Here is a 19,787-nt window from a genome sequence, read left to right as displayed (position 1 = left end):
GGTCCTTTCCCAGCATCCGGAGGGAGCCTCCACTCAGCGGCGCAGATCGCCCGAGAGCCGCAAAGCGTCGGTCGCGATCCGCTCCAGCACCGGCTTGTCGGTCTGCTTGTCGTAGAAACCGGCCAGCACGATGGCCACGTCGGGTCCGGTGACGTGGGAGTCGTAGGCCGCGTCCTGTCCAGAGATCTTCGGGGCGCCCTGCGCCTTGAAAGTGCCGTCGCGCACGAGGTCGGACACGTTGCCCGTGCCGTCCTTGTCGGTGAGCGCCTTGAGCTGGGTCGCGGTGACCTCGCCGGGCATGGTGACGAGGACGACCGACACCAGCGCCTTCTTCCCGCCGGTCTCGGTCGTGTACAGCGCCCGCGACAGCCGCTTGCACGGCGTCTGGGTGAAGAACTCCTTGGTGTCGCCGTAGGACTTGCTCGCGCAGTCGGTGGTGACCTGCGGGCCTTCGACCAGCGTGTACTGGAACCGTCCGCTGTTCGCCGGCGTGTCCGCGATCGGGGTCGGCTCCGGCTCGTGCCGGATCAGCCACCAGAGCAGCGCGGAGACGGCCGCGATGGCGACCAGCCCGGCGCCTTTCAGTGCCAGGACTGCCAGGCCCTTGCTGTCCCTCGACGGCGCGGGCGGCGGCCCGCCCGGCCCTGCCGGTCGCACCGGCTGAAGCCGGGCCGTTTCCGCCGCTCCCGGGGTAAATTGCGCACCAACCACGGGAACATACGGTAGTTCACAGCACTCCGGCGGTTCACCTGAACGTGCTTATCACCCGCTCGACGTCGCTGACCGTGTTGTAGAGATGGAAGCCGAATCGCTGCCTTCCGGCCCGGCTACCGGCCACGATGCCCGCTTCCTTCACCCGGACGGCGTCGACGTCGAGCGAGACGATCGCACTCCCCTGACCGGGTGAACCGAGCGCTTCGAGGAGCGCGTCCGCGAGGCCCACGCAGTGCGCGCGGACGGCCCCCAGGTCGAGGGAGCCGAGGTAGTCCAGCGAGACGGCGGCGCCGACGAACGAGAGCCAGGCCGGCGACAGGTCGAGCGACCGCGTGCCCTCCGCGAGCCGCAGCGGAAGGCCGTAGACGGTCTGCCCGCGGTCCTGCCCCGCGTACCAGTTCGCGGCGACGGGCACGGCTCGCTCCAGCACCCGCGGATGCGCGGCCAGCCACGCCGCCCCGCGCGGCGCGAGCAGCCACTTGTATCCCGCGGCGACCACCCAGTCGGCCCAGCCGAGGTCGAGCGGCTGCCAGCCGGCGGCCTGGGTGGCGTCGAGCAGGACCGCCGCGCCCGCCGCCTCGGCCGCGGCACGGAGCGCGCCGAGATCGGGCTGAGCGCCGTCCGCCGACTGGACGACGCTGACCGCGACGAGGTCGTGCCCCTCGACGCGCTCGGTCAGTTCGGTCAACGGCACTTCGGTGACCTTCACCCCGCGGTGCGCCTGAGCCGCGAACGGGAAGGTGACGCTCGTGAAGTCGTTCCCGGCCACCAGCACCCGGGCACCGTCGGGCAGCCCGGCCGCCACGTTCGCGATCAGCTGCGAAACGGACGCCCCGATCGCCACTCGCTCCGCCGGGACCCCGATCAGCGCGCCGAACCCGGCCCGGGTCCGCGCGACGGGCTCGTCGAAGTCCGTCGGCCGGGCTTCGCCGCGTCGCCACCGCTCGACCGCCTCGGCCACCGCGTCGGCCGCGTGCGACGGCGGGACGCCGATGCTGGGCGTGTTGAGATAACCCGGCGGGACTGCGAATTCGGCTCCGAAGGTCTGCATGGTTTCGAGCCTAGGGAGATTCCGGGAGCAGGGCCGCGACGTCGCCGTAGGACGGTGGGGTCAGCGGGAGTTCACCGCCGTCGCGGACGGCCTCGACGGTGCGCAGCGTGGCGGCCAGCGCCATCCGGTACGGCAGCGATCCGAGGCTGATCCGCGCGACACCGAGTCCGGCGAGGCCGTCGACGGTGACCTTGCCGGGGAGGAACAGTAGGTTCAGCGGTTTGGCCACGGCCTTCACCAACCGTTCGACGTCCGCGGGCTCGGCGAGCCCCGGTACGAACACGCCGTCCGCACCCGCGTCCACATAGGACCGACAGCGATCGGCCGCGGTGCCGAAGTCGGGCTTGCCCAGCCAATGCGTGTCCGTCCGCGCGTTGACGAAAAGGTCCGGGGCGTGTTCCTTCGCCGCCGCGATCTTGGCCGCGTGCCGCGCGGGATCGCCGAGGCCGTCTTCGAGGTTGATGCCCGCCACACCGGCTTCGGCGAGTTCCGCGGCCAGCGCGCCGACCTCGCCCGGGTCCTCGCTGAAGCCGTCCGCGAGGTCGACGCTGATCAGCGCGTCCAGTTCGGCGAGCCGCCGCGCCAGCCGGACGGTGGCGTCCTTGGTGGAGGGGGCACCGTCCGGCTCGCCCTCGGCGGCCGAGACCCCGAGGCTGGTCGTGCCGAGCGCCGGGAAGCCCTGCGCGGCCAGGAAGGCGGCCGTGCCGAACTCCCACACGTTCGGCAGCAGCAGCGGGGAACCGGGGACGTGGAGCGCGGCGAATGCGGTCATCTCACGACGGTAGCCAGTGGACGCTTCGGTGGCAGCCGAAGCGTCCGGCCTGTCGCGTGCCCGTCAAACCCGTTCCAGGAAAGGCGTCAGCAGTTCGGGCACCGACTCCTCGGCGAACAGCAGCCCCTGCTCCTCCCCGGCGTCATACACCGCGTACGCCCCGCCTCCGGCGGCCGTGGTCGCCACGACGGTCAGCAATCCCTTGCGCCGCTGGAAGATCGACTGCTTCACCGTCCACCCGATCACGCCTTCGCGTTCCAGGGCGAACGTGCTCCGCCGCACCGTCCCGTGCCGCCCGACGAGGTACCGCCCGGTGATCCCGTGCCCGAGGTTGCGGTAGGCGTCCAGCGCCAGCAGCACCGAAACCGGCAGCAGCACGACACCGAGCGCGGCACCGATCACCAGCAGGACGTCGGTCAGCAGCAGGCCGAGGACGGCGAAGATCGCCAGCAGCATCACGACCGAACCGACCCACCAGCGCAGCAGCCGTCCCCGCGCGGCGCGCGGATGTCCGGTCAGCCGGACGGCTTCGGTCGGCGAGACGGGTTCGCGCAGCACCGTGGCGGCGACCCGGTTGGCGACCGCGACCGGCGCGGCGGGCAGGAGCGTGTGGTAGTCGGTCTTGTCCTTGTCGTCGCCCTGCCGCATGCCGGTGGCGATCGCGTCGACCCGCGCGGCGCCGGAGATCCGGTTCCCGAGTGGCTCGACGAGGTCGATGCCGCGCAGCCGGCTTTCCTCGATCGAGATCGAGCGCGTGGTGAACAGGCCACGGCGCACTCGCAGCGTGCCGCCGGATTCGCGGTCGAGCCGGTAGTTCCACCACATTTCGATCCACAGGCCCAGCGCGCCGACCACGCCGACGACCATCGCGATCGCCAGCAGGATCAGGATCGCCACCACCAGCGGGATACCGCGGAACAGGCCGATCACCCAGTCGATCAGGCCTTCCTGCAGCCCTGCCCATTCGGAGACCTGCATGAGCCCGCCGCCCGCCGCGAGGCCGAGTGTCGGAGTCAGGAACGACATCGGCGCGTAGCGGATCCAGCCCCGGTCCAGTTCGGCGAGCGGCGCGTCCTCGTCGGTCTCCGCGATCTCCGCGCGGCGCAACAGGTCCGCGCGCAGGCGCTCGGCCTCGGCGCGGGAGACGGGGTTGAGCTTGATCCGGCCCTGTCCGCCCGATTCGTGCGAGCCGGTGCCGATGGTCACCACCGCGACGTCGAACAGGCGGTGCAGCGGGTTGGCCGTCAGGTCGACGTTGCGGATCCGTTCGCGCTGCAGGGCTTTCCGTGAGCGGAAGACCAGCGTGAACGCCGTCTCCAGCCGGTCCGGCGTGACCCGGTAGCGCACGCCTTTCCAGTAGAACAGCTCGGCCAGCACGCCACCGCCGACGAGAAGCACCCCGCCCGCGACGACCCAGGCGAACGCGACCCAGAGCCGTCCTCCGCCACCCACGATCGCGAGCGTGGTCGGGATCGCGGCACCGACGGCCGCGCCCGTCATGGTCAGTGCGGTGACGGCGAGCGTCCGTCTGTCGAGTGTGCTCCAGTCCTCGAACTCGCCCGAAGTCATGTCGCGTCCCCCGGCGTCGCCTGCGTCGTTTCGGTGAGCTGCTCCGCCAGGCTCGCGGCCAGTTCGTGGTCGAGCCCGCGGATCTTGACCGCGCCCCGCGCCGACGCCGTGGTGACCGTGACGGTGGCGAGCTTGAACAGTTGCTGCAGCGGACCGCGCAGGGTGTCCACGGTCTGGATCCGCGACATCGGCGCGACGCGCCATTCCTGCCAGAAGAACCCGGAGCGCGCGTACACCGCCGTCTCCGTGACCTCCCAGCGATGCACCTTGAACCACCACAGCGGCATCGCCATCACCCAGACCAGCCCCACCACCGCGAACACCGCCGCCGGTGTCAGCAGCCAGAACCGCGCGGGCGTGACGAGCAGCCCGAGCACCACCAGCACCAGCACCGGGGTTGCCCAGAAAAGCGTTCCCTGCAGGCGCCACCAGCCCACGACCCGCTGATCCAGCACGTTCCGCGGCGGCCTCAACCGCACCTTCCCTCGATCGGTTTCCACCGAGTTCACCCCCGAGATCGTTTACAATGCGATCGCATCGTAATAACATGGGACCGTAGTGGCAATGCGATCGCATGGCAAACAGCGAAACGGATGGTGAAGTGCCGAAGCAGGTGGATCACGTCGCGCGGCGGGCGGAGATCGCCGAGGCGCTGACCCGGCTGACGGCCACCCGGGGCCTGGAGGGAGTCAGCCTCCGGCATGTCGCCGCCGAAGCGGGCATGTCGATGGGTTTGGTGCAGCACTACTTCAAGACCAAGGACGAGATGCTGCTGTTCGCCGTCGAACGCCGCTCCCAGGTGTACGAAGCGCGCATCAAAGCCCAGTTGGCGGCCGGAGAACTGCCGTCGACGCCCAAAGCCGTCATCCGCGCGATCATGACCGAGATCCTGCCGCTCGACGAGCGCAGGCGCGGCGACTGGCTGATGGGCGTCGCGTTCTTCATCCGCGCGATCTCGGACCCCGCCTTCGCGGCCGCGTTCACCGACGGTGTCCCTCAGTTGTTCGACCTGCTCGCCCTTTTGATCCGGCAGGGACAGGACGCGGGCGATGTCGACAAGTCCGCCGACCCGATGCACGAGTCCGCGATCCTCTGGGCACTCGCCGATTCACAGGGCACCAACATCGTGATGAAGCACCGCACCCCGGACGAGGCACTGTCTACTGTGGACTACTACCTCGATCGGCTGTTCGGCTCGGCCCCAGCCGGATGAGACGCGGCCGAGGCCAGGGCGCGCAACGGCTGGTGGCGATGTCGGCTGACGGATGTCTCGGCCCGCCTCGGCGAAGGACTGTCCAAACCGGACATCGCGGCTCGGCCGCACCTCGCCGAGGCGACGGTGGAGAGCTACCTGTCGCGGATGCCGGTCGAACCGGACTGCGCGAACCGGCCCCAGGGGGTCTGCCGTCGCACGAGACCGGCCTGCTCAAGCGGTGAGCTGCCCGTCGTAGGTCTTGCGGGCGTCCAGGACCTCACCCATGTGCACGCGAGCCCATTTGTCGAGCATGTCGAGCGGTTCGGCGAGGTTGCGACCGAGGGCGGTCAGCTCGTACTCGACGTGCGGCGGGATCTCCGGGTACGCGGTGCGCGTCAGGATGCCGTCGCGGACGAGGCTGCGGAGCGTCTGAGTGAGGACTTTCTGCGAAATGCCGCGCACCCGTTTGCCGATCTCGGTGAACCGGAGCGGGCCGTCACCGAGCACGCCGATGATGAGCACGGTCCACTGATCACCGATGCGATCGAGCAGCGCGCGGGTGGGGCAGTCGGGATCGTACGGGTTTCCGAGCACGTGACCTCCTTACTCTCTTCGGGAGAGTAACATGCCTAGCGAGAGGGAGCGGGCTGCATCAGCGCTTCGAACAGCAGGATCAGATGACGGCGGCCGCGCTCCCAGCGCGCCTCCAGTTCGGTCTGGTCGCGGGTCGCCCAGCTGGCGATGAGAATGCCGCGGACGACGTCCATCGCCGTGTACACCGCGTGCAGGAACTCCGGATGCGCCGCGTGTTCCGGCAGCAGCGCCTTGCCGAACTCGACCAGGCTGCTGGTCGCGATCGGCTCGACCACGGCCATCTGGGCGCGCAGCTCCGGGTCGGTCCGCGACGCCACCCACAGCTCCACGGTCGCCGAGAAGACCGGCCCCTGGTGCATCTCCCACATCAGCTGCAACGCGTCGCCGACCGGGTCGGTCGAGGCCTTGAGCCGGTCGATCTCCGCCATCGCGACCTCGGTGCGCCTGGCCGCGAGATGCCGGATCGCGGAGGTGACGAGGTCGGTCTTGGTCGGGAAGTGATGCACCTGCGCGCCGCGGGTCACCCCGGCGCGATCCGCGACGCGGGTGGTCGTGGTGCCCGCGTAGCCGTACTCGACGAGACAGTCGATCGTGGCGTCGAGCAGCCTGACGCGCATCGCGGCGCTGCGTTCCTCCTGCGTGCGTCGTGGTGCGGCCATGCGCCTACTTTATGGTGCGCCGCACGAGCCGGTGGTCCAGGTGGCCGTGAGTGGCGATTCGGGTCCAGTTGAGGAGAAGGGCCACCGTGCCGTGTTCGGGGGCGTGCCGGCGCCTGTGCCGAGGCCGGGGGTGCCACCTAAGGGCAGGCCCGGCGGTGCACGACGGCGGCCTCGGGCCGGTGCCGGAAGGCGGAGCCGCGTGCACCGTGGCCCTGCGGCTAGGGTGACCGAGTGGAGATGTTGCACCTGCGGTACTTCGTGGCCGTCGCCGAGGAGCTGAACTTCTCCCAGGCGGCCCGCAGACTGCATATGGCCGCCTCCCCGCTGAGCCAGCGCATCAAGGATCTCGAACACGAACTCGGCCACCGGCTGTTCGATCGCAGCACGCATCACGTCACCCTCACCGCGGCGGGCACCGCGTTGCTGCCCATCGCGCGGGACGTCCTCGAACAGGTCAACGCGATCCCCTGGCGGTTGCAGGAGGCGGTGAAGCCGCGGCGGAGCACCGTGTTCGTCGGCATGCCCGCCGGCGTGCACCCGGCTCTGCGGGAACGCGTCAAACGGCTCGAACAGCGCGGCCGCGACCGGTTCGAGCTCAAACGCTGGCCAGGGACGACGCCCGATCTGGTCGCCGCGGTCCACGAGGGCAAACTGGCGCTGTCGCTGGTCCGGATGCCGATCGTCGATCCCATGCTCGAGATCGTCCCGGTGCAGGTGGAGCGGCTCGGCGCCGTCGTCCCGGCCGGCCGGTTCGCCGGGCGGAAGACGGTCACCATCGCCGAATTGAGTGATCTGTCCTACATCCCGTCCGCCTCGGAAAGCATTCCGGCCTATTCGGACGACATGGACCACACGTTGTCGAAGGCGGGGATCAAGAAAAGACTCAAAGTCGGCGGAACCGAATATTCGGGCATTTCCGAATTGGTGGCGAACGGTTCGTCGTTCTCGATCACGATGCTCGACCCGGCCAGCCCGATGCATCTGTTCCTCGTCGATGGCGCCACCGTCCTCCCGTTCTCGGATTTCCAGCCCCGGCTGGAGACCGCGCTGGTCTGGCGGCGTGACCGCGCCGAGAAGGGCGACCTCGCCGACCTGGTCGAGGCGGCCCGCGAGATTTTCGCCGAACCGCTCTCCACCTGAGGGTCCGCGGCGTACCGTCCACCGTGGCCGAAGAATGGCATGACCACCGCAGTCATACCATTCTTCGCTTCTTGATCATTCCCTTTTTCGCCATTCAAGCCTAACTTCGATCGTAGAGCGAACAACGGCGAAGGGAAGCAAAATGACGCAAACCGCCACCGGACCGCTGGACGGCGTTCGCGTGATCGACCTCTCGACGGTGGTCATGGGCCCGTACGCCGCGCAGATCCTCGGCGACCTCGGTGCCGACGTGATCAAGATCGAGTCCCCGGCCGACACCGTCCGGGTGGGCAAGTTCCGCACGACACCGGGAATGACGCCGCTCAACCTGAACGTGAACCGCAACAAGCGCAGCGTCGCCCTCGACCTGAAGGACGGGGAGCAGCGCGAGCGGGCGCTCGAACTGATCGACACCGCCGACGTGCTGATCACCAACATGCGCCCCGGCGCGTTGAGCAGGCTCGGCCTGACCTACGCCGACGTCGCCGCCCGCAATCCCGGCCTGGTCTATGCCCACGCCCAGGGTTTCCGCAGCGATTCCGACCGCGCGGGTCACGCCGCCTACGACGAGACCGTGCAGGCGTCGTCCGGCCTGGTCGACGTCGCGAACCGCGCCCTGGGCAGGCCGGTCTACCTGCCGACGATCATCGGCGACAAGGTGTCCTCGCTGACCATCGTCTACACCGTGCTCGCCGCGCTGGTGCACCGCGACCGGACCGGTGAGGGCCAGCGTGTCGAGATCCCGATGACCGACACGCTGATCGCGTTCAACCTGGTCGAGCACCTCGCCGGGCACGTGTTCGAGCCCGCGGAGAGCCCGACCGGCTTCGGCCCGTCGATGAACCCGGGTCATCAGGCCGTGCACACCAAGGACGGCATGGCCTGCGTGATCCCCTACAACCCGCAGAACTTCCGCGACTTCTTCCAGGCCGCCGGGCGGCCCGAACTGGCCGAGGATCCCCGCGTCACCGGGGACGCCATCGACGGCGCCGACCACGAGGCGCTGGCCGGGATGATCGCCGAATGCGCTCCGGCGCTGACCACCGAAGAGTGGACCGAGGTCTGCGCGAAGTACAGCATCCCGATGGCCCCGGTCCTGGAACTGGACAACGCGCAGGACGACGACTACGTCCGCGACGGTCACCTGCTCGACGTCGTCGAGCACCCGAGCGAGGGCGCGATCCGCACCATCGGCATCCCGGTGAAGTTCTCCGTGACGCCGGGGTCCGTGCGGCGCCTGGCTCCCCTGCCGGGTCAGGACACCGAAGACGTCTTGCGTGAACTCGCCACCACTCGCTGAGGAAGAACCATGAGCACCGACGAAGTGAGGACCGAGCGGATCGGCGGCACCCTGCTGATCACGATCGACCGGCCGCGGGCCCGCAACGCGGTGAACGCCGCCGTCGCCGCGGGGCTGGCCGAAGCACTCGACCTCCTGGAAACCGATCCCGGCCTGCGGGCCGGGGTCCTGACCGGCGCGGACGGCTCGTTCAGCGCCGGTATGGACCTCAAGGCGGCGCTGCACGGCGAGTCGCCCGAGATCCCCGGCCGAGGGTTCGGCGGGCTGACCGAGGCCGAGCTGTCGAAGCCGCTGATCGCGGCCGTCGAAGGCTGGGCGATGGGCGGCGGATTCGAACTGGCGCTGGGTTGCGACCTGATCGTCGCCGCCGAGGACGCCAAGTTCGGGCTGCCCGAGGTGAAGCGCGGGCTGATCGCCGCGGGGGGCGGTGTGCTCCGGCTGCCGAAGCGGATCCCGCACCACCTGGCGATGGAGTTCCTGCTCACCGGCGAGCCGATCGGCGCCGAGCGCGCCGGAAACCTCGGCCTGGTGAACCGGGTCGTCCCGAGCGGCGAGGCCGCCGCGGTCGCCCTGCAACTGGCCGAACAGGTCGCCGCCAACGCTCCCCTGGCGCTGGCCCTGGTCAAGAAGATCGTCCGCGCCGCCGACGGAGTCCCCGGCGCGCAAGCGTTTGCCACCCAGCGTGCGGAGCTTCCGGCGCTGATGAACTCGGCCGACGTCCGCGAGGGCATGCAGGCCTTCGCCGAACGCCGCGCTCCACAGTGGACAGGTGAGTGAGATGAAGCAGCAAGAAGTCCTCGGGCAGGTGACCACGCCGCTCACGAATCCGGCGTACGCGCCGGTGGTTCCCCGGTTCACGAATCGCGAGTACCTCAACATCGTCTACCGCACCGACACCGACGCCCTGCGCGCCGTCGTGCCGGAACCGCTGGAGATCGACGAGCCGCTGGTGCGGTTCGAGGTGATGAAGATGGGCGACGTCAGCGGTTACGGGCCCTACACCGAGTCCGGGCAGGCGATCCCGGTGAGCTTCGAGGGTGAGCGCGGCGAGTACCTGCACGCGATGTACCTCGACAACTTCCCCGCCACCGCGTCCGGCCGGGAGATCAGCGCCTACCCGAAGACCATCGGCTCGCCGAGGTTGTTCGCCGAGAACGGCGCCCTGGTCGGGACGCTCGACCACGGCAGCCAACGGGTCGCGACCGCCACCATGGGCTACAAGCACCACCGGCTGGACGTGTCCGAGGCCGAAGCGCAGATCACCGTGCCGACGTTCATGCTCAAGATCATCCCGCACTACGACGGTTCGCCCCGGATCTTCGAACTGGTCCGCACCGAGATCACCGACGTGGTGGTCATCCAGGCGTGGACCGGACCCGCGCGGCTGCAACTGTTCCAGCACGTCCTGGCCCCGCTCGCCGATCTCCCGGTGCTGGAGGTCGTTTCGGCGAGCCACATCCTCACCGACCTGACCCTCGCCCCGGTCAAGCCGGTCTTCGACTACTTGAAGGGAGCACGGTCATGACTTTCCGGAACGCCGCGGTGATCGGCGCGGGCACCATCGGCCTGTCGTGGACGGCGTTGTTCGCCGCGCACGGGATGGAGGTCCGGGTCTCGGACCCGCGGCCGGATCTCGCCGACGCCGTCGCCGGCGCGCTGGAGACGTTCGCCCCGCATCTCGGCCGGGACGCCGCGGACCTCGCCCCGCACGTCCACCTCGCCGCCGACGTCCCCGAAGCCGTCCGGAACGCGGATGTCGTGCAGGAGAACGGACCCGAGGACGTCGGGTTCAAGAAGGAACTGTTCGCCACCCTGGTTCGTGAGGCGCCGTCGCACGCGCTGCTGCTCAGCTCGTCTTCGGCGATCCCCTCGACGGCGTTCGCTTCGGAGCTGGACGACGCGTCGCGCGTCCTGATCGGTCACCCGTTCAACCCACCGCATCTGATCCCGCTGGTCGAGGTCGTACCCGGTGAGCGCACCAGCGCCGAGTCGGCGGACCGCGCCGTCGAGTTCTACCGCTTCGTCGGCCGCACCCCGGTGGTGGAGCACAAGGAGATCCCCGGCTTCGTCGGTAACCGCTTGCAGAACGCGCTGAGCCGCGAAGCGATCTACCTGGTGGAACAGGGCGTCGTGTCACCGTCCGAACTGGACGCGGTGATGACGAACTCGCTCGGCATCCGCTGGTCCACCGTCGGGCCGTTCCTCGGCTCGCATCTGGGTGGTGGCCCCGGCGGTTACCGGCACATGGCCGAGCACATCGGCAAGTCGATGAAGAAGATGTGGGCGGACCTCGGTCAGCCCTCGCAGGACCCCGAAGAACAGGAACGGCTCATCGAAGCCGTGGAATCCGCTTACGGCTCCTCCACGTACTCGGAACTCACCGAGGCGCGCGACCGCAAGCAGCTCGCGGTGCTGTCCGCTTTGGACAGTGCCGTCAGTACTCGCAAGGAGGAGAACTGAAATGACCGCCGACTTCTACGACTACGAGGACCTGCTGCCGGAGGAGGAGCGCAAGCTGCTGCTCAAGACGCGTGACTTCATGCGCACCGAGGTCAAGCCCCTCGTGAACGAGTACTGGGCCAAGGGCGAGTTCCCGCACGAACTCGTCGGAAAGTTCCGCGAGCTCGGCGTCGCCGGGCTGCCCTACGAGGGCTACGGCGAGCACCTTCCGGCCACCAGCCACCTGCTCAGCGGCATGATGGCGATGGAGATGACCCGCACGGACCCGTCGGTGGCCACCTTCTTCGGCGTCCACAATGGACTCGCGATGTACAGCATCTACTCCGGTGGTGACCAGGAACAGCGTGACCGCTGGCTCCCGTCGATGGCGGCGATGGACAAGATCGGTGCCTTCGCGATGACCGAGCCGCTCGGCGGATCCGACGTCGCGGGCGGCATGCGGACGACGGCGCGCCGCGAGGGCGACACCTGGGTCCTCAACGGCGCCAAGAAGTGGATCGGCAACGCGACCTTCGCCGACCTGGTCATCGTGTGGGCGCGTGACGAGGAAGACAACCACGTCAAGGGTTTCGTCGTCGAGAAGGACTCGCCCGGCTTCGTCCCGGTCAAGATCGAGAACAAGTTCGCCTTCCGGATCGTGGAGAACGCGGAGATCACGCTGACCGACGTCCGGGTGCCGGAAGCCAACCGGCTGCAGGGCATCGCTTCCTTCCGCGACGTCGCAGAGATTTTGCGGGCGACCCGCGGCGGCGTGGCCTGGCAGGCACTCGGCGTGATGATCGGCGCCTACGAACTCGCGCTGGACTACGCCAAGGAGCGTGAACAGTTCGGCCGTCCGATCGCGCGGTTCCAGCTGGTGCAGGATCTGCTGGTGAAGAGCCTCGGCAACATCACCGCTTCGTGGGGCATGCTGGTGCAGCTCGCCCGGTTGCAGGACGCCGGGATCTTCAAGGACGAGCACTCGTCGCTCGCGAAGGCGTTCGTGACCTCGCGGATGCGCGAGGTCGTCGCCTGGGGCCGCGAGATCTTCGGCGGCAACGGGATCGTGCTGGACAACGACATCATGCGGTTCTTCACCGACGCCGAGGCGATCTACTCGTTCGAGGGCACCCGGGAGATGAACACGCTGATCGTCGGAAAGGCCATCACCGGTCAGAGCGCTTTCGTGTAAGCCGCGCTTCGCGCGTGAAGGCCCCCTTTCCTCGGAGGGGGCCTTCACGCGTGTGCCGCCACGCAATTAGTCACCTACTTGCTACTCCGGGCAGCGGCCTAATCACCCTCAGCGGGAAATGTGTCTTCGCACCTGACCGCTCAGTTCACGCAGCCGGCCATCGCGGGCGGCGCGGAGGACTTCGAAGGAGACGGAGCGCCAACAGGGGACGTGGCCGCCACCGGCTTGATCCCGGTTCCCCCGGTCGGCTCCCCCACCGCGGCGGCACTCGTCGATGTCAGCGCGGTCTTCACGAACGCTTTCACCTCGGCAGGATCGACCTTGACCGCGTCGCCGTCGGACGGCGTCGGCAGGGAGAGGCTCTGGACCGGGATGGTCTGGAACTTCAGCGCCCCCGAGCTCATCCCCCGCAGTTGCTGCGCGAAGCCGACCACATCCCAGCCGCGATCGAGTACGACCGAACCCTGGATCGCGCCGACCAGGGCGCTCAGCCTGCGGGGATCGGTGAACGTCCCGGCGTCGAGGACGGTCTTGGCCATACTCGAAAGGAACGCCTGCTGCCGCGCGATGCGGTCCAGGTCGCTGGGCAACCCGTGCCGCTGCCGGACGAAAGCGAGCGCCCGCGGCCCGGAAAGCAACTGTTTGCCCGCCGGGAACGCGGCCCCCGAAAACTTGTCCTGTACCGGCGCGTTGAGACAGACCTCGACGCCGCCGACGGCTTCACTCAGCGCGGAGAAACCGGCCAGGTTGACCGCCGCGTAGTGGTTGATCGAAAGCCCGGTGAACTGCTCGATCGTCTGGATCGTGAGTTTGGCGGCCGCTTCGTTGGCCTTGACCTCGAGCTGCGGGCCGCTCAGCCCCTGAGCGCGCAGCGTGGTCATCGCGGTGTTCTTGCCGCGGCTGTACGCCGAGTTGATCTTGTGCTTGCCGAACCCGTCCGCGATGTCCACATAGGAATCGCGCGGGATGGAGATGGCCGTCGCCTTCGCTCCGCCCGCCGGGATGTGGACCACGATCATCGTGTCGGTGGTGTCGCCGCCGTCGTCGTCGCTGCCGGCGTGCAACGCGTCAAGAACATGCTGCGGCAACGGGTTTCCGTTGGAGTCGGTCCTCGAGTCGATTCCGACGAGCAGGATGTTCCGCGACACCTTCAGCGGCTCACCCGCCGGACCGTCGGGCACCCGCGCGGAGGGCGCGATCACGTCGGCCGTGACGATCGCGCCGTCCAACCGGCTCAACTGAGTCCACGCGAAACCCGTGACCCCCAATACGGCCGTCGACACCAGGCCCAGTGCGATGCGGCCGCCGATCCGCCGTCCTCGCGACGTGAGCAGCACGACCTTCTCCCCGCTTCCGTGAACGATCCCCCACGATCGAGGATCACCGCGTTAGCTGGGAATTAGCTGAGAAACGCGTCATAACTGGGCCTTGAAGCCCGTTCGGACCAGTCAAAGTGACGAAGCCGACAACCCGCCGCGACACCGAGTGCCGGACCGAACGCGTAGCGCTTCTTAACGGGGCATCCGGCGCCAAAGCGCGCGTGGTACCACGCGCATCACCGCGAACACCAGCCTCAGCAGTCCCGGCACCCACACCGTATCCCGCCGCTTCCGGAGTGCGGTGACCGTCGCGTCGGCAACCTGGTCCGGAGTGCTCGAGAACGGGGCGGGCGACATGCCCTCGGTCATCCGGCCGATCACGAACCCTGGCCGCACGAGGAGGAGGTGCACACCGCTGCCGTGCAGGGCGTCGGCCAGGCCGCTCGCGAAACCGTCGAGGCCCGCTTTCGCCGAACCGTAGACGTAGTTCGCCCGCCGGACCCGCACCCCGGCGACCGACGAGAACACCACGAGACTTCCGCTCCCTTGCGCACGAAGCACCTTGGCCACCCGCGTCAGCACACTCACGTGAGCCACGTAGTCGGTGTGCACGATCGCGACGGCGTGGCCGGCGTCGGCTTCGGCGAGCGCCTGATCGCCGAGGATCCCGAAGGCGGTGACGACGACGTCGAGCGGCCCGTGCCCGGCGACGACCTTCTCGAGGAACGGACCGTGGCCGGCGAGGTCGTCGGCGTCGAACTCGGCGACATCGACGGTTTTCGCTCCCGCGGCCAGCAGCCGCTCCGACTCCGCACCGAGGTCCTCGCTCCGTCGCGCGGCCAGCACGATCCGGCGCGCCCCGCCCTTGGCGAGCCGCTCTGCGACCGCGAGGCCGATTTCGCTGCGTCCGCCCAGTACCAGCACAGTTCCGCTCACGCGCCGCAGTCTGCCAGGCGGCTCGTAGCCTCCTTCCGGCAGTGGCACGGTTCACAAACTGCAATTTTGCAATCTCTGCACTTTTCGGCGTATCGTGGTGCCCATGCCCGAACCCGTCAAAGGCCTCCGCGAGCGCAAGCGGCTGGAAACCCATCGCGCACTGGCGACCACCGCCGTCCGGCTCGTCGCCGAACGTGGTCTGGACCAGGTGACGGTCGAGGACATCAGCGCGGTGGCGGGGGTGTCGCCGCGTACGTTCTTCAACTACTTCGCGTCCAAAGAGGACGCGGTGGTGATCGCCTACGCCGATCACGTCGAACGGTCACAGCACACCATCGAGCGCTTCCTCGCCGCACCGAAGAAAGTCCGCACGCCACGCGCCTTCATCGACGCGATCAAAGAGGACTTCACCCTCGTGGAGGAGAACCGCGAAGAGTGGCTCGGCCGGATGCGGGCGATCCAAGAGAATCCCACGCTGCACTCACGCGTGGTGGCGATGAACCACCAGACGATCGCGCCGACGATCGAGGCGATCGCGCGCCGTACCGGCACCGATCCCGAGACCGACCTCTATCCGACACTGCTGCTGACCACCCTCGGCGCCGCGGTCAACGCGACGCTGATCCTTTGGTACCAGCGCGACGGCAAGGTGTCCGCGCTCGATCTGCTGGACGAAGCCGTCGAAACACTTCTCGCCGGGCTCCCGGAGCCCGGCGGCCGCGCGCGCTGACGCGCCAGGCACCACAGGAACACGAAGGGGGACAACCATGTCCGTATCCATGACCGAACCGCGAGAACCGGACGCACCACCGGGGTCGATGGGCCGCAAACAGGTCCTCGAAGCCATGTCCGGGCTGATGATGGGCATGTTCGTCGCCATCCTCGCCTCGACGGTGGTCGCGAACGCGTTGCCCCGGATCGTCTCCGAACTCGGCGGCTCGCAGTCCTCCTACACCTGGGTGGTCACCACCGAACTGCTCGCGATGACCGCGACGGTTCCGCTCTGGGGCAAGCTTTCCGACCTGTACAACAAGAAACTGCTGATCCAGCTGTCACTCGGGCTGTTCGTGGTCGGTTCGCTGGTCGCGGGGTTCGCGGGCAACATCGAACTGCTGATCGGCAGCCGGGTCGCGCAGGGCATCGGCGCGGGCGGGCTCACCGCACTCGCACAGGTGATCATGGCGGCCATCCTTTCGCCGCGTGAACTGGGGAAGTACTCGGGGATCTTCGGTGCGGTGTTCGCCGTCGGGACCATCGCGGGCCCGCTGATCGGCGGCGTCATGGTGGACACCTCGTGGCTCGGCTGGCGCTGGTGCTTCTTCCTGGGGGTCCCGTTCGCGATCGCGGCGATCCTGCTGCTGCAGCGCACCCTGAACCTGCCGACGATCAAACGCGACGTGAAGGTCGACTACCTCGGCGCGTTCCTGATCATGGCGGGCGTCTCGACACTGCTGGTCTGGTCTTCGCTGGCCGGGCACCAGTTCGCGTGGGGCTCGTGGTGGACGGTCGGCCTGGTGACCACCGGTGTGATCGTCCTCGCCCTCGCCGTCTACGTCGAGTCGAAGGTGGCCGAGCCGATCCTGCCGCTGAGCCTGTTCCGTAACCACACGGTCACCCTGGCCACCCTCGCGAGTTTCCTCGTCGGTGTCGCGATGTTCGGCGGGACGGTGTTCCTTTCGCAGTACTTCCAGCTGTCGCTCGGCAAGTCGCCGACGGTGGCCGGGCTGCTGAGCCTGCCGATGATCTTCGGCCTCCTCGTCTCCTCGACGGTCTCGGGCCAGCTGATCAGCCGGACGGGCAAGTGGAAGAGCCATCTGCTGCTCGGTTCGGTACTGATGACCGTGGGCCTGGCCCTGCTGGGGACGCTCGACGCCCACACGAACCTCGTCGTGCTCAGCGCGTTCATGGTGGTACTCGGGGTCGGCGTCGGCATGCTGATGCAGAACCTGGTCCTGGTGGCGCAGAACGACGTCGACGCGCACGACCTCGGCACGGCGACCTCCACCCTGTCGTTCTTCCGCAGCCTCGGCGGCTCCATCGGGGTGAGCGCGCTGGGCGCGGTGCTCGCGAACCGGGTCGTCGCGCTGATGAGCGAGAAGCTCGGGCCGCTGCCCGGCGGTGGCGGCGAAGGGGGCGCGGTGCCGAACATCGCCACGCTGCCCGAGCCGGTCGCGAACGTCGTCCGCGAGGCCTACGGGGACGCGACCAGCGAATTGTTCCTGATCAGCGCGCCGATCGCGCTGCTGGTCGTCGTCGCCGTCGCCTTCCTCAAGCACAAGCCGCTCAAGACCCAGTCGGGCAACGAGCGGCTGGCCGAGGAGACCGTCGCCTGACCACCACGAGCGAGGGGCCCGGTTCACCGAACCGGGCCCCTCTTTTTCGCGCGCGAAAACACGGTGGCAATTCGTCAACGCGATCCAAGGGTTTCAGGCGGCATTGCCGACGCGAATCAGGCGGCGCCGTTCGCTGCCGGTCAGCCCGCCGAAAACGCCCTCGGCCAACCCGTTGTCGACGGCGAAGGCCAGACAGGCGGAAACGACCGGGCATCGCGCGCACACGGCCTTCGCCCTGGCCGCCTGCCGTGCGCCGGGGCCGGTCTCGGTGACCGGGAAGAACAGTTCGGGATCCTCACCGCGGCAAGCGGCCTCGCCGAGGTCGCCCACCATTCTCGTGTCCATCTTCCTATCACCTCCTCTTTTCCGATTTTCTCTTCCTCGTCAAACGACTTCTTTCTCGGTGCCGGGTATCCACCGAAGCGCACCACGCAAACATCACCTTTACCAAATCGTTACACTCAGCGCCCCGCTCACTGCACCTGTCCTCCGAGGGCATTCGCGTCCGGCGGCTGAAAGCGGTGAGTGCGGGTGATGGGCCACGACGGGTTCGACGAGTTCTTCCACGCCGAATTTCCGCTGCTCACCGGCTTCCTCTGCAAGGCGGGCCACGCACTGGACCCGGCCAGGGACGCGGCGGCCGAGGCGATGCTCAACGCCTACGAGGACTGGCTGAACATCACCGATCCGAAAGTGTGGGTCCGCCGCGTCGGGCAGCGGCGCGCGAAGGAGCAGACCGCGGTCCGGGCCGACTGGGCCTTCGCCGACACGGGCCGCGAGGACAAACTCGCCGTCCTCGCCGATGAGGCGTCGTCCATCCTGACCATGCTGGGGCGGTTGCCGCAACGCCAGCAACTCGGCATGGCCTGGTCACTGGACGGTTACACGTCGCGGGAGATCGCCGGGGTGCTCGGGATCGCGGAGGAGGCCGTCCGCTCGACACTGCGTCACGCGCGCGGCAGGCTGGCGGAGCACGACCCCGCGTTCGTCGACCATCTGGACAGCGCGAACGCCGCCTTCGTCGACGCGCTGCGGACGGGGCTCGACGCCGACGACACCCTCTCCCGGGTGAAGAACCGGGCGATGATCAGGGAACTCGCCCTGGTGGAGCCGGAGGGGACGGACCCCGAACAGGTGACGGCGTCGCGCTGGTACACCTTGGACGAATCCGTCGCGGCCGCCGGACGAGGTGACCGGCCGGCGCTGGACCACCTGCTGACCAGCATCCGCCCGCTCGTGATCCGGTACTGCCGGGCACGGATCGGCAGGCAGGAACGGACGTACACTTCGGCGGACGACGTCGCGCAGGAGGTCTGCGTGGCGATCCTCCGCGCCCTGCCCACCTACACCGAACGCGGACGGCCGTTCCTCGCCTTCGTCTACGGCATCGCCCAGCACAAGGTCGCCGACGCGCGCCGCGCCGCCGCCCGCAACCGCACCGAACCCGTCGCGGAAGTCCCCGACGGCGTCTCCACCTCCGCCGGACCGGAACAGCACGCGCTGCACAACGAACTGAGCGACCGGATGGGCGAACTGCTGCGGACCCTGCCGGACAAGCAGCGGGAGATCGTCGTGTTGCGGATCGTCGTCGGCCTGTCCGCGGAGGAGACCGCCGACGTGGTCGGCTCGACGGCGGGTGCCGTGCGGGTGGCGCAGCACCGAGCCTTGACGCGGCTGCGCAAGATCCTCACGGAAGACTGGTGAAGTGGCGTGCCTGTGTCCCCGAGGACCACGTCGGCGGGTGGTGAAGGTCTCCTTCCCTCCCTTCAGGGTCGGCAAGGAGGCCTTCACGGATCGGTCACGGGCGGCAGCGTTCCGCGGTCGCCGCGGCCGTCTTCAGTTCGGGTGCCCCCAGGATGGCCGCGACCGGATCGAGCGCGCCGTGCGTGTCCTTCTGGGCGGAGATGAGCCCCTCGACCGCACGGGCTTGCGCCGCCGTGTCGTTCTTCCCCGCCGCGTCCAGATCGGCCTTCGCCTTCATGGTCTTGTCGCGTGCCGAGGTGTACTTCACGAGGAAGTCCTTCTTCGCCGTCTCCCCGGCGGGGACCGGCGCGGCGGGCAGAGCACCGAGGCCGTCGACGGTCTTGGCGAGAATGGTCGCGTAATGCCCGAGCTGGTCGCTCGTGCTCTTCTTGATGGCCTCGACGGTTTCGCCGGTCGCCGAGGTCATCTTGTTGTTGCCCTCGATGAAATCCTTGACCGCGCCACAAAATCCGTTCATCCAGGCCACCGCCGCGGTCGAGTCCGTGACGGACGGCGAAGGCGGCGTCTGTGCCGCCACCGGTGCCGGTTCCGCGGCGCAACCGGCCGGTACCAGCGCGGCCAGCGTCATTCCCGCCGCGCCCAGTACCCCGGCCGTCGTCTTGCGGGCAGCGCACATGTTCGTTTCCCCTCTCCGCCGGCAGGCGTTCCGGCCGGCGCGAGGACTCTGGCACGGCGGACTACGCGAGGTCTGCGTCATCTGACTCAGAACGGACGCTCCGCGCTCGAATTCGTAACGTTCGAGGCACGGCGACCGGCTGGCGTAACGAGGTGCGGACAGGGGGCGAGTACCGCATTACCCCTGTTCGCTTC

Annotated in this window: 21 protein-coding genes; 10 read left to right on the top strand and 11 right to left on the bottom strand. The window is 68.7% G+C overall.

The window, feature by feature from the left end:
- Positions 1 to 33 precede the first annotated feature (33 nt).
- From P3102_RS11165 to P3102_RS11145, 5 genes are all read right to left on the bottom strand, one after another.
- Positions 34 to 657, bottom strand: coding sequence for a hypothetical protein (locus tag P3102_RS11165; RefSeq protein WP_276371103.1), 624 nt, complete (start codon positions 655 to 657; stop codon positions 34 to 36).
- An 88-nt stretch (positions 658 to 745) separates the two neighbouring features.
- Positions 746 to 1,765, bottom strand: coding sequence for an aminotransferase class V-fold PLP-dependent enzyme (locus P3102_RS11160; RefSeq protein WP_276368747.1), 1,020 nt, complete (start codon positions 1,763 to 1,765; stop codon positions 746 to 748).
- 10 nt (positions 1,766 to 1,775) lie between these two features.
- Positions 1,776 to 2,537: an isocitrate lyase/phosphoenolpyruvate mutase family protein gene (locus P3102_RS11155; RefSeq protein WP_276368746.1), complete on the bottom strand. Its 762-nt coding sequence runs from the start codon at positions 2,535 to 2,537 to the stop codon at positions 1,776 to 1,778.
- A 63-nt stretch (positions 2,538 to 2,600) separates the two neighbouring features.
- Positions 2,601 to 4,106, bottom strand: coding sequence for a PH domain-containing protein (locus P3102_RS11150; RefSeq protein WP_276368744.1), 1,506 nt, complete (start codon positions 4,104 to 4,106; stop codon positions 2,601 to 2,603).
- Positions 4,103 to 4,615 carry a PH domain-containing protein gene (locus P3102_RS11145; RefSeq protein ID WP_276368743.1) on the bottom strand — a complete coding sequence of 171 codons (513 nt, stop codon included), beginning with the start codon at positions 4,613 to 4,615 and terminating at the stop codon, positions 4,103 to 4,105. The genes P3102_RS11150 and P3102_RS11145 overlap by 4 nt, the downstream gene beginning before the upstream one ends.
- A gap of 65 nt (positions 4,616 to 4,680) precedes the next feature.
- On the opposite strand from P3102_RS11145, the gene P3102_RS11140 reads away from it, so the two are divergent.
- On the top strand, positions 4,681 to 5,319 hold the full coding sequence (locus P3102_RS11140; RefSeq protein ID WP_346660180.1) for a TetR/AcrR family transcriptional regulator: 639 nt from the start codon (positions 4,681 to 4,683) through the stop codon (positions 5,317 to 5,319).
- Between the two features lie 213 nt (positions 5,320 to 5,532).
- Here the strand turns inward: P3102_RS11140 and P3102_RS11135 are convergent, their stop codons facing one another.
- Together P3102_RS11135 and P3102_RS11130 are read right to left on the bottom strand one after the other, a co-directional pair.
- Entirely contained in the window at positions 5,533 to 5,895 is a 363-nt protein-coding gene (locus P3102_RS11135) for a helix-turn-helix domain-containing protein (RefSeq protein ID WP_276368740.1), read from the bottom strand.
- Between the two features lie 35 nt (positions 5,896 to 5,930).
- Positions 5,931 to 6,512 (bottom strand): TetR/AcrR family transcriptional regulator, encoded by a 582-nt coding sequence (locus tag P3102_RS11130; RefSeq protein ID WP_346660190.1) that lies wholly within the window; start codon positions 6,510 to 6,512, stop codon positions 5,931 to 5,933.
- Between the two features lie 273 nt (positions 6,513 to 6,785).
- Between P3102_RS11130 and P3102_RS11125 the strand changes: the two genes are divergently transcribed.
- From P3102_RS11125 to P3102_RS11100, 6 genes are all read left to right on the top strand, one after another.
- The gene (locus P3102_RS11125) at positions 6,786 to 7,694 is read left to right on the top strand and encodes a LysR family transcriptional regulator (RefSeq protein ID WP_276368736.1); all 909 of its coding nucleotides are present in this window, start codon (positions 6,786 to 6,788) and stop codon (positions 7,692 to 7,694) included.
- A gap of 142 nt (positions 7,695 to 7,836) precedes the next feature.
- A complete protein-coding gene (locus P3102_RS11120; protein WP_276368735.1) occupies positions 7,837 to 8,994 on the top strand; it encodes a CoA transferase in 1,158 nt (385 codons plus the stop codon).
- A gap of 9 nt (positions 8,995 to 9,003) precedes the next feature.
- Positions 9,004 to 9,771: a crotonase/enoyl-CoA hydratase family protein gene (locus tag P3102_RS11115; protein ID WP_276368733.1), complete on the top strand. Its 768-nt coding sequence runs from the start codon at positions 9,004 to 9,006 to the stop codon at positions 9,769 to 9,771.
- A 1-nt stretch (position 9,772) separates the two neighbouring features.
- Positions 9,773 to 10,519, top strand: a complete 747-nt coding sequence (locus P3102_RS11110; RefSeq protein WP_276371101.1) for an acetoacetate decarboxylase — start codon at positions 9,773 to 9,775, stop codon at positions 10,517 to 10,519.
- The gene (locus tag P3102_RS11105; RefSeq protein ID WP_276368731.1) at positions 10,516 to 11,454 is read left to right on the top strand and encodes a 3-hydroxyacyl-CoA dehydrogenase NAD-binding domain-containing protein; all 939 of its coding nucleotides are present in this window, start codon (positions 10,516 to 10,518) and stop codon (positions 11,452 to 11,454) included. Before P3102_RS11110 ends, P3102_RS11105 begins: the two co-directional genes overlap by 4 nt.
- 1 nt (position 11,455) lies before the next feature.
- Positions 11,456 to 12,625 (top strand): acyl-CoA dehydrogenase family protein, encoded by a 1,170-nt coding sequence (locus P3102_RS11100; protein ID WP_276368729.1) that lies wholly within the window; start codon positions 11,456 to 11,458, stop codon positions 12,623 to 12,625.
- 140 nt (positions 12,626 to 12,765) lie between these two features.
- On the opposite strand, the gene P3102_RS11095 is transcribed toward P3102_RS11100, so the two are convergent.
- A complete protein-coding gene (locus tag P3102_RS11095) occupies positions 12,766 to 13,962 on the bottom strand; it encodes an LCP family protein (protein WP_276368728.1) in 1,197 nt (398 codons plus the stop codon).
- Between the two features lie 174 nt (positions 13,963 to 14,136).
- Entirely contained in the window at positions 14,137 to 14,880 is a 744-nt protein-coding gene (locus P3102_RS11090; protein ID WP_276368726.1) for an SDR family NAD(P)-dependent oxidoreductase, read from the bottom strand.
- Between the two features lie 103 nt (positions 14,881 to 14,983).
- Here P3102_RS11090 and P3102_RS11085 point away from each other — a divergent pair, with 103 nt between their 5' ends.
- Together P3102_RS11085 and P3102_RS11080 are read left to right on the top strand one after the other, a co-directional pair.
- Positions 14,984 to 15,610, top strand: a complete 627-nt coding sequence (locus tag P3102_RS11085; RefSeq protein ID WP_276368724.1) for a TetR/AcrR family transcriptional regulator — start codon at positions 14,984 to 14,986, stop codon at positions 15,608 to 15,610.
- 88 nt (positions 15,611 to 15,698) lie between these two features.
- Positions 15,699 to 17,213: an MDR family MFS transporter gene (locus tag P3102_RS11080; protein WP_276371100.1), complete on the top strand. Its 1,515-nt coding sequence runs from the start codon at positions 15,699 to 15,701 to the stop codon at positions 17,211 to 17,213.
- 93 nt (positions 17,214 to 17,306) lie between these two features.
- Here P3102_RS11080 and P3102_RS11075 read toward each other — a convergent pair whose 3' ends face one another.
- A complete protein-coding gene (locus tag P3102_RS11075; protein ID WP_276368723.1) occupies positions 17,307 to 17,558 on the bottom strand; it encodes a WhiB family transcriptional regulator in 252 nt (83 codons plus the stop codon).
- 189 nt (positions 17,559 to 17,747) lie between these two features.
- Between P3102_RS11075 and shbA the strand changes: the two genes are divergently transcribed.
- Positions 17,748 to 18,917, top strand: a complete 1,170-nt coding sequence (shbA, locus tag P3102_RS11070) for an RNA polymerase sigma factor ShbA (RefSeq protein WP_276368721.1) — start codon at positions 17,748 to 17,750, stop codon at positions 18,915 to 18,917.
- 94 nt (positions 18,918 to 19,011) lie between these two features.
- On the opposite strand, the gene P3102_RS11065 is transcribed toward shbA, so the two are convergent.
- Positions 19,012 to 19,593 (bottom strand): hypothetical protein, encoded by a 582-nt coding sequence (locus tag P3102_RS11065; RefSeq protein WP_276368719.1) that lies wholly within the window; start codon positions 19,591 to 19,593, stop codon positions 19,012 to 19,014.
- Positions 19,594 to 19,787: the final 194 nt, after the last annotated feature.

The organism is Amycolatopsis sp. QT-25 (genome assembly GCF_029369745.1).
Lineage (GTDB): Bacteria > Actinomycetota > Actinomycetes > Mycobacteriales > Pseudonocardiaceae > Amycolatopsis.
Note: the sequence above shows the minus strand (reverse complement) of the source record. Positions and strands in the feature narration are given on the sequence as shown.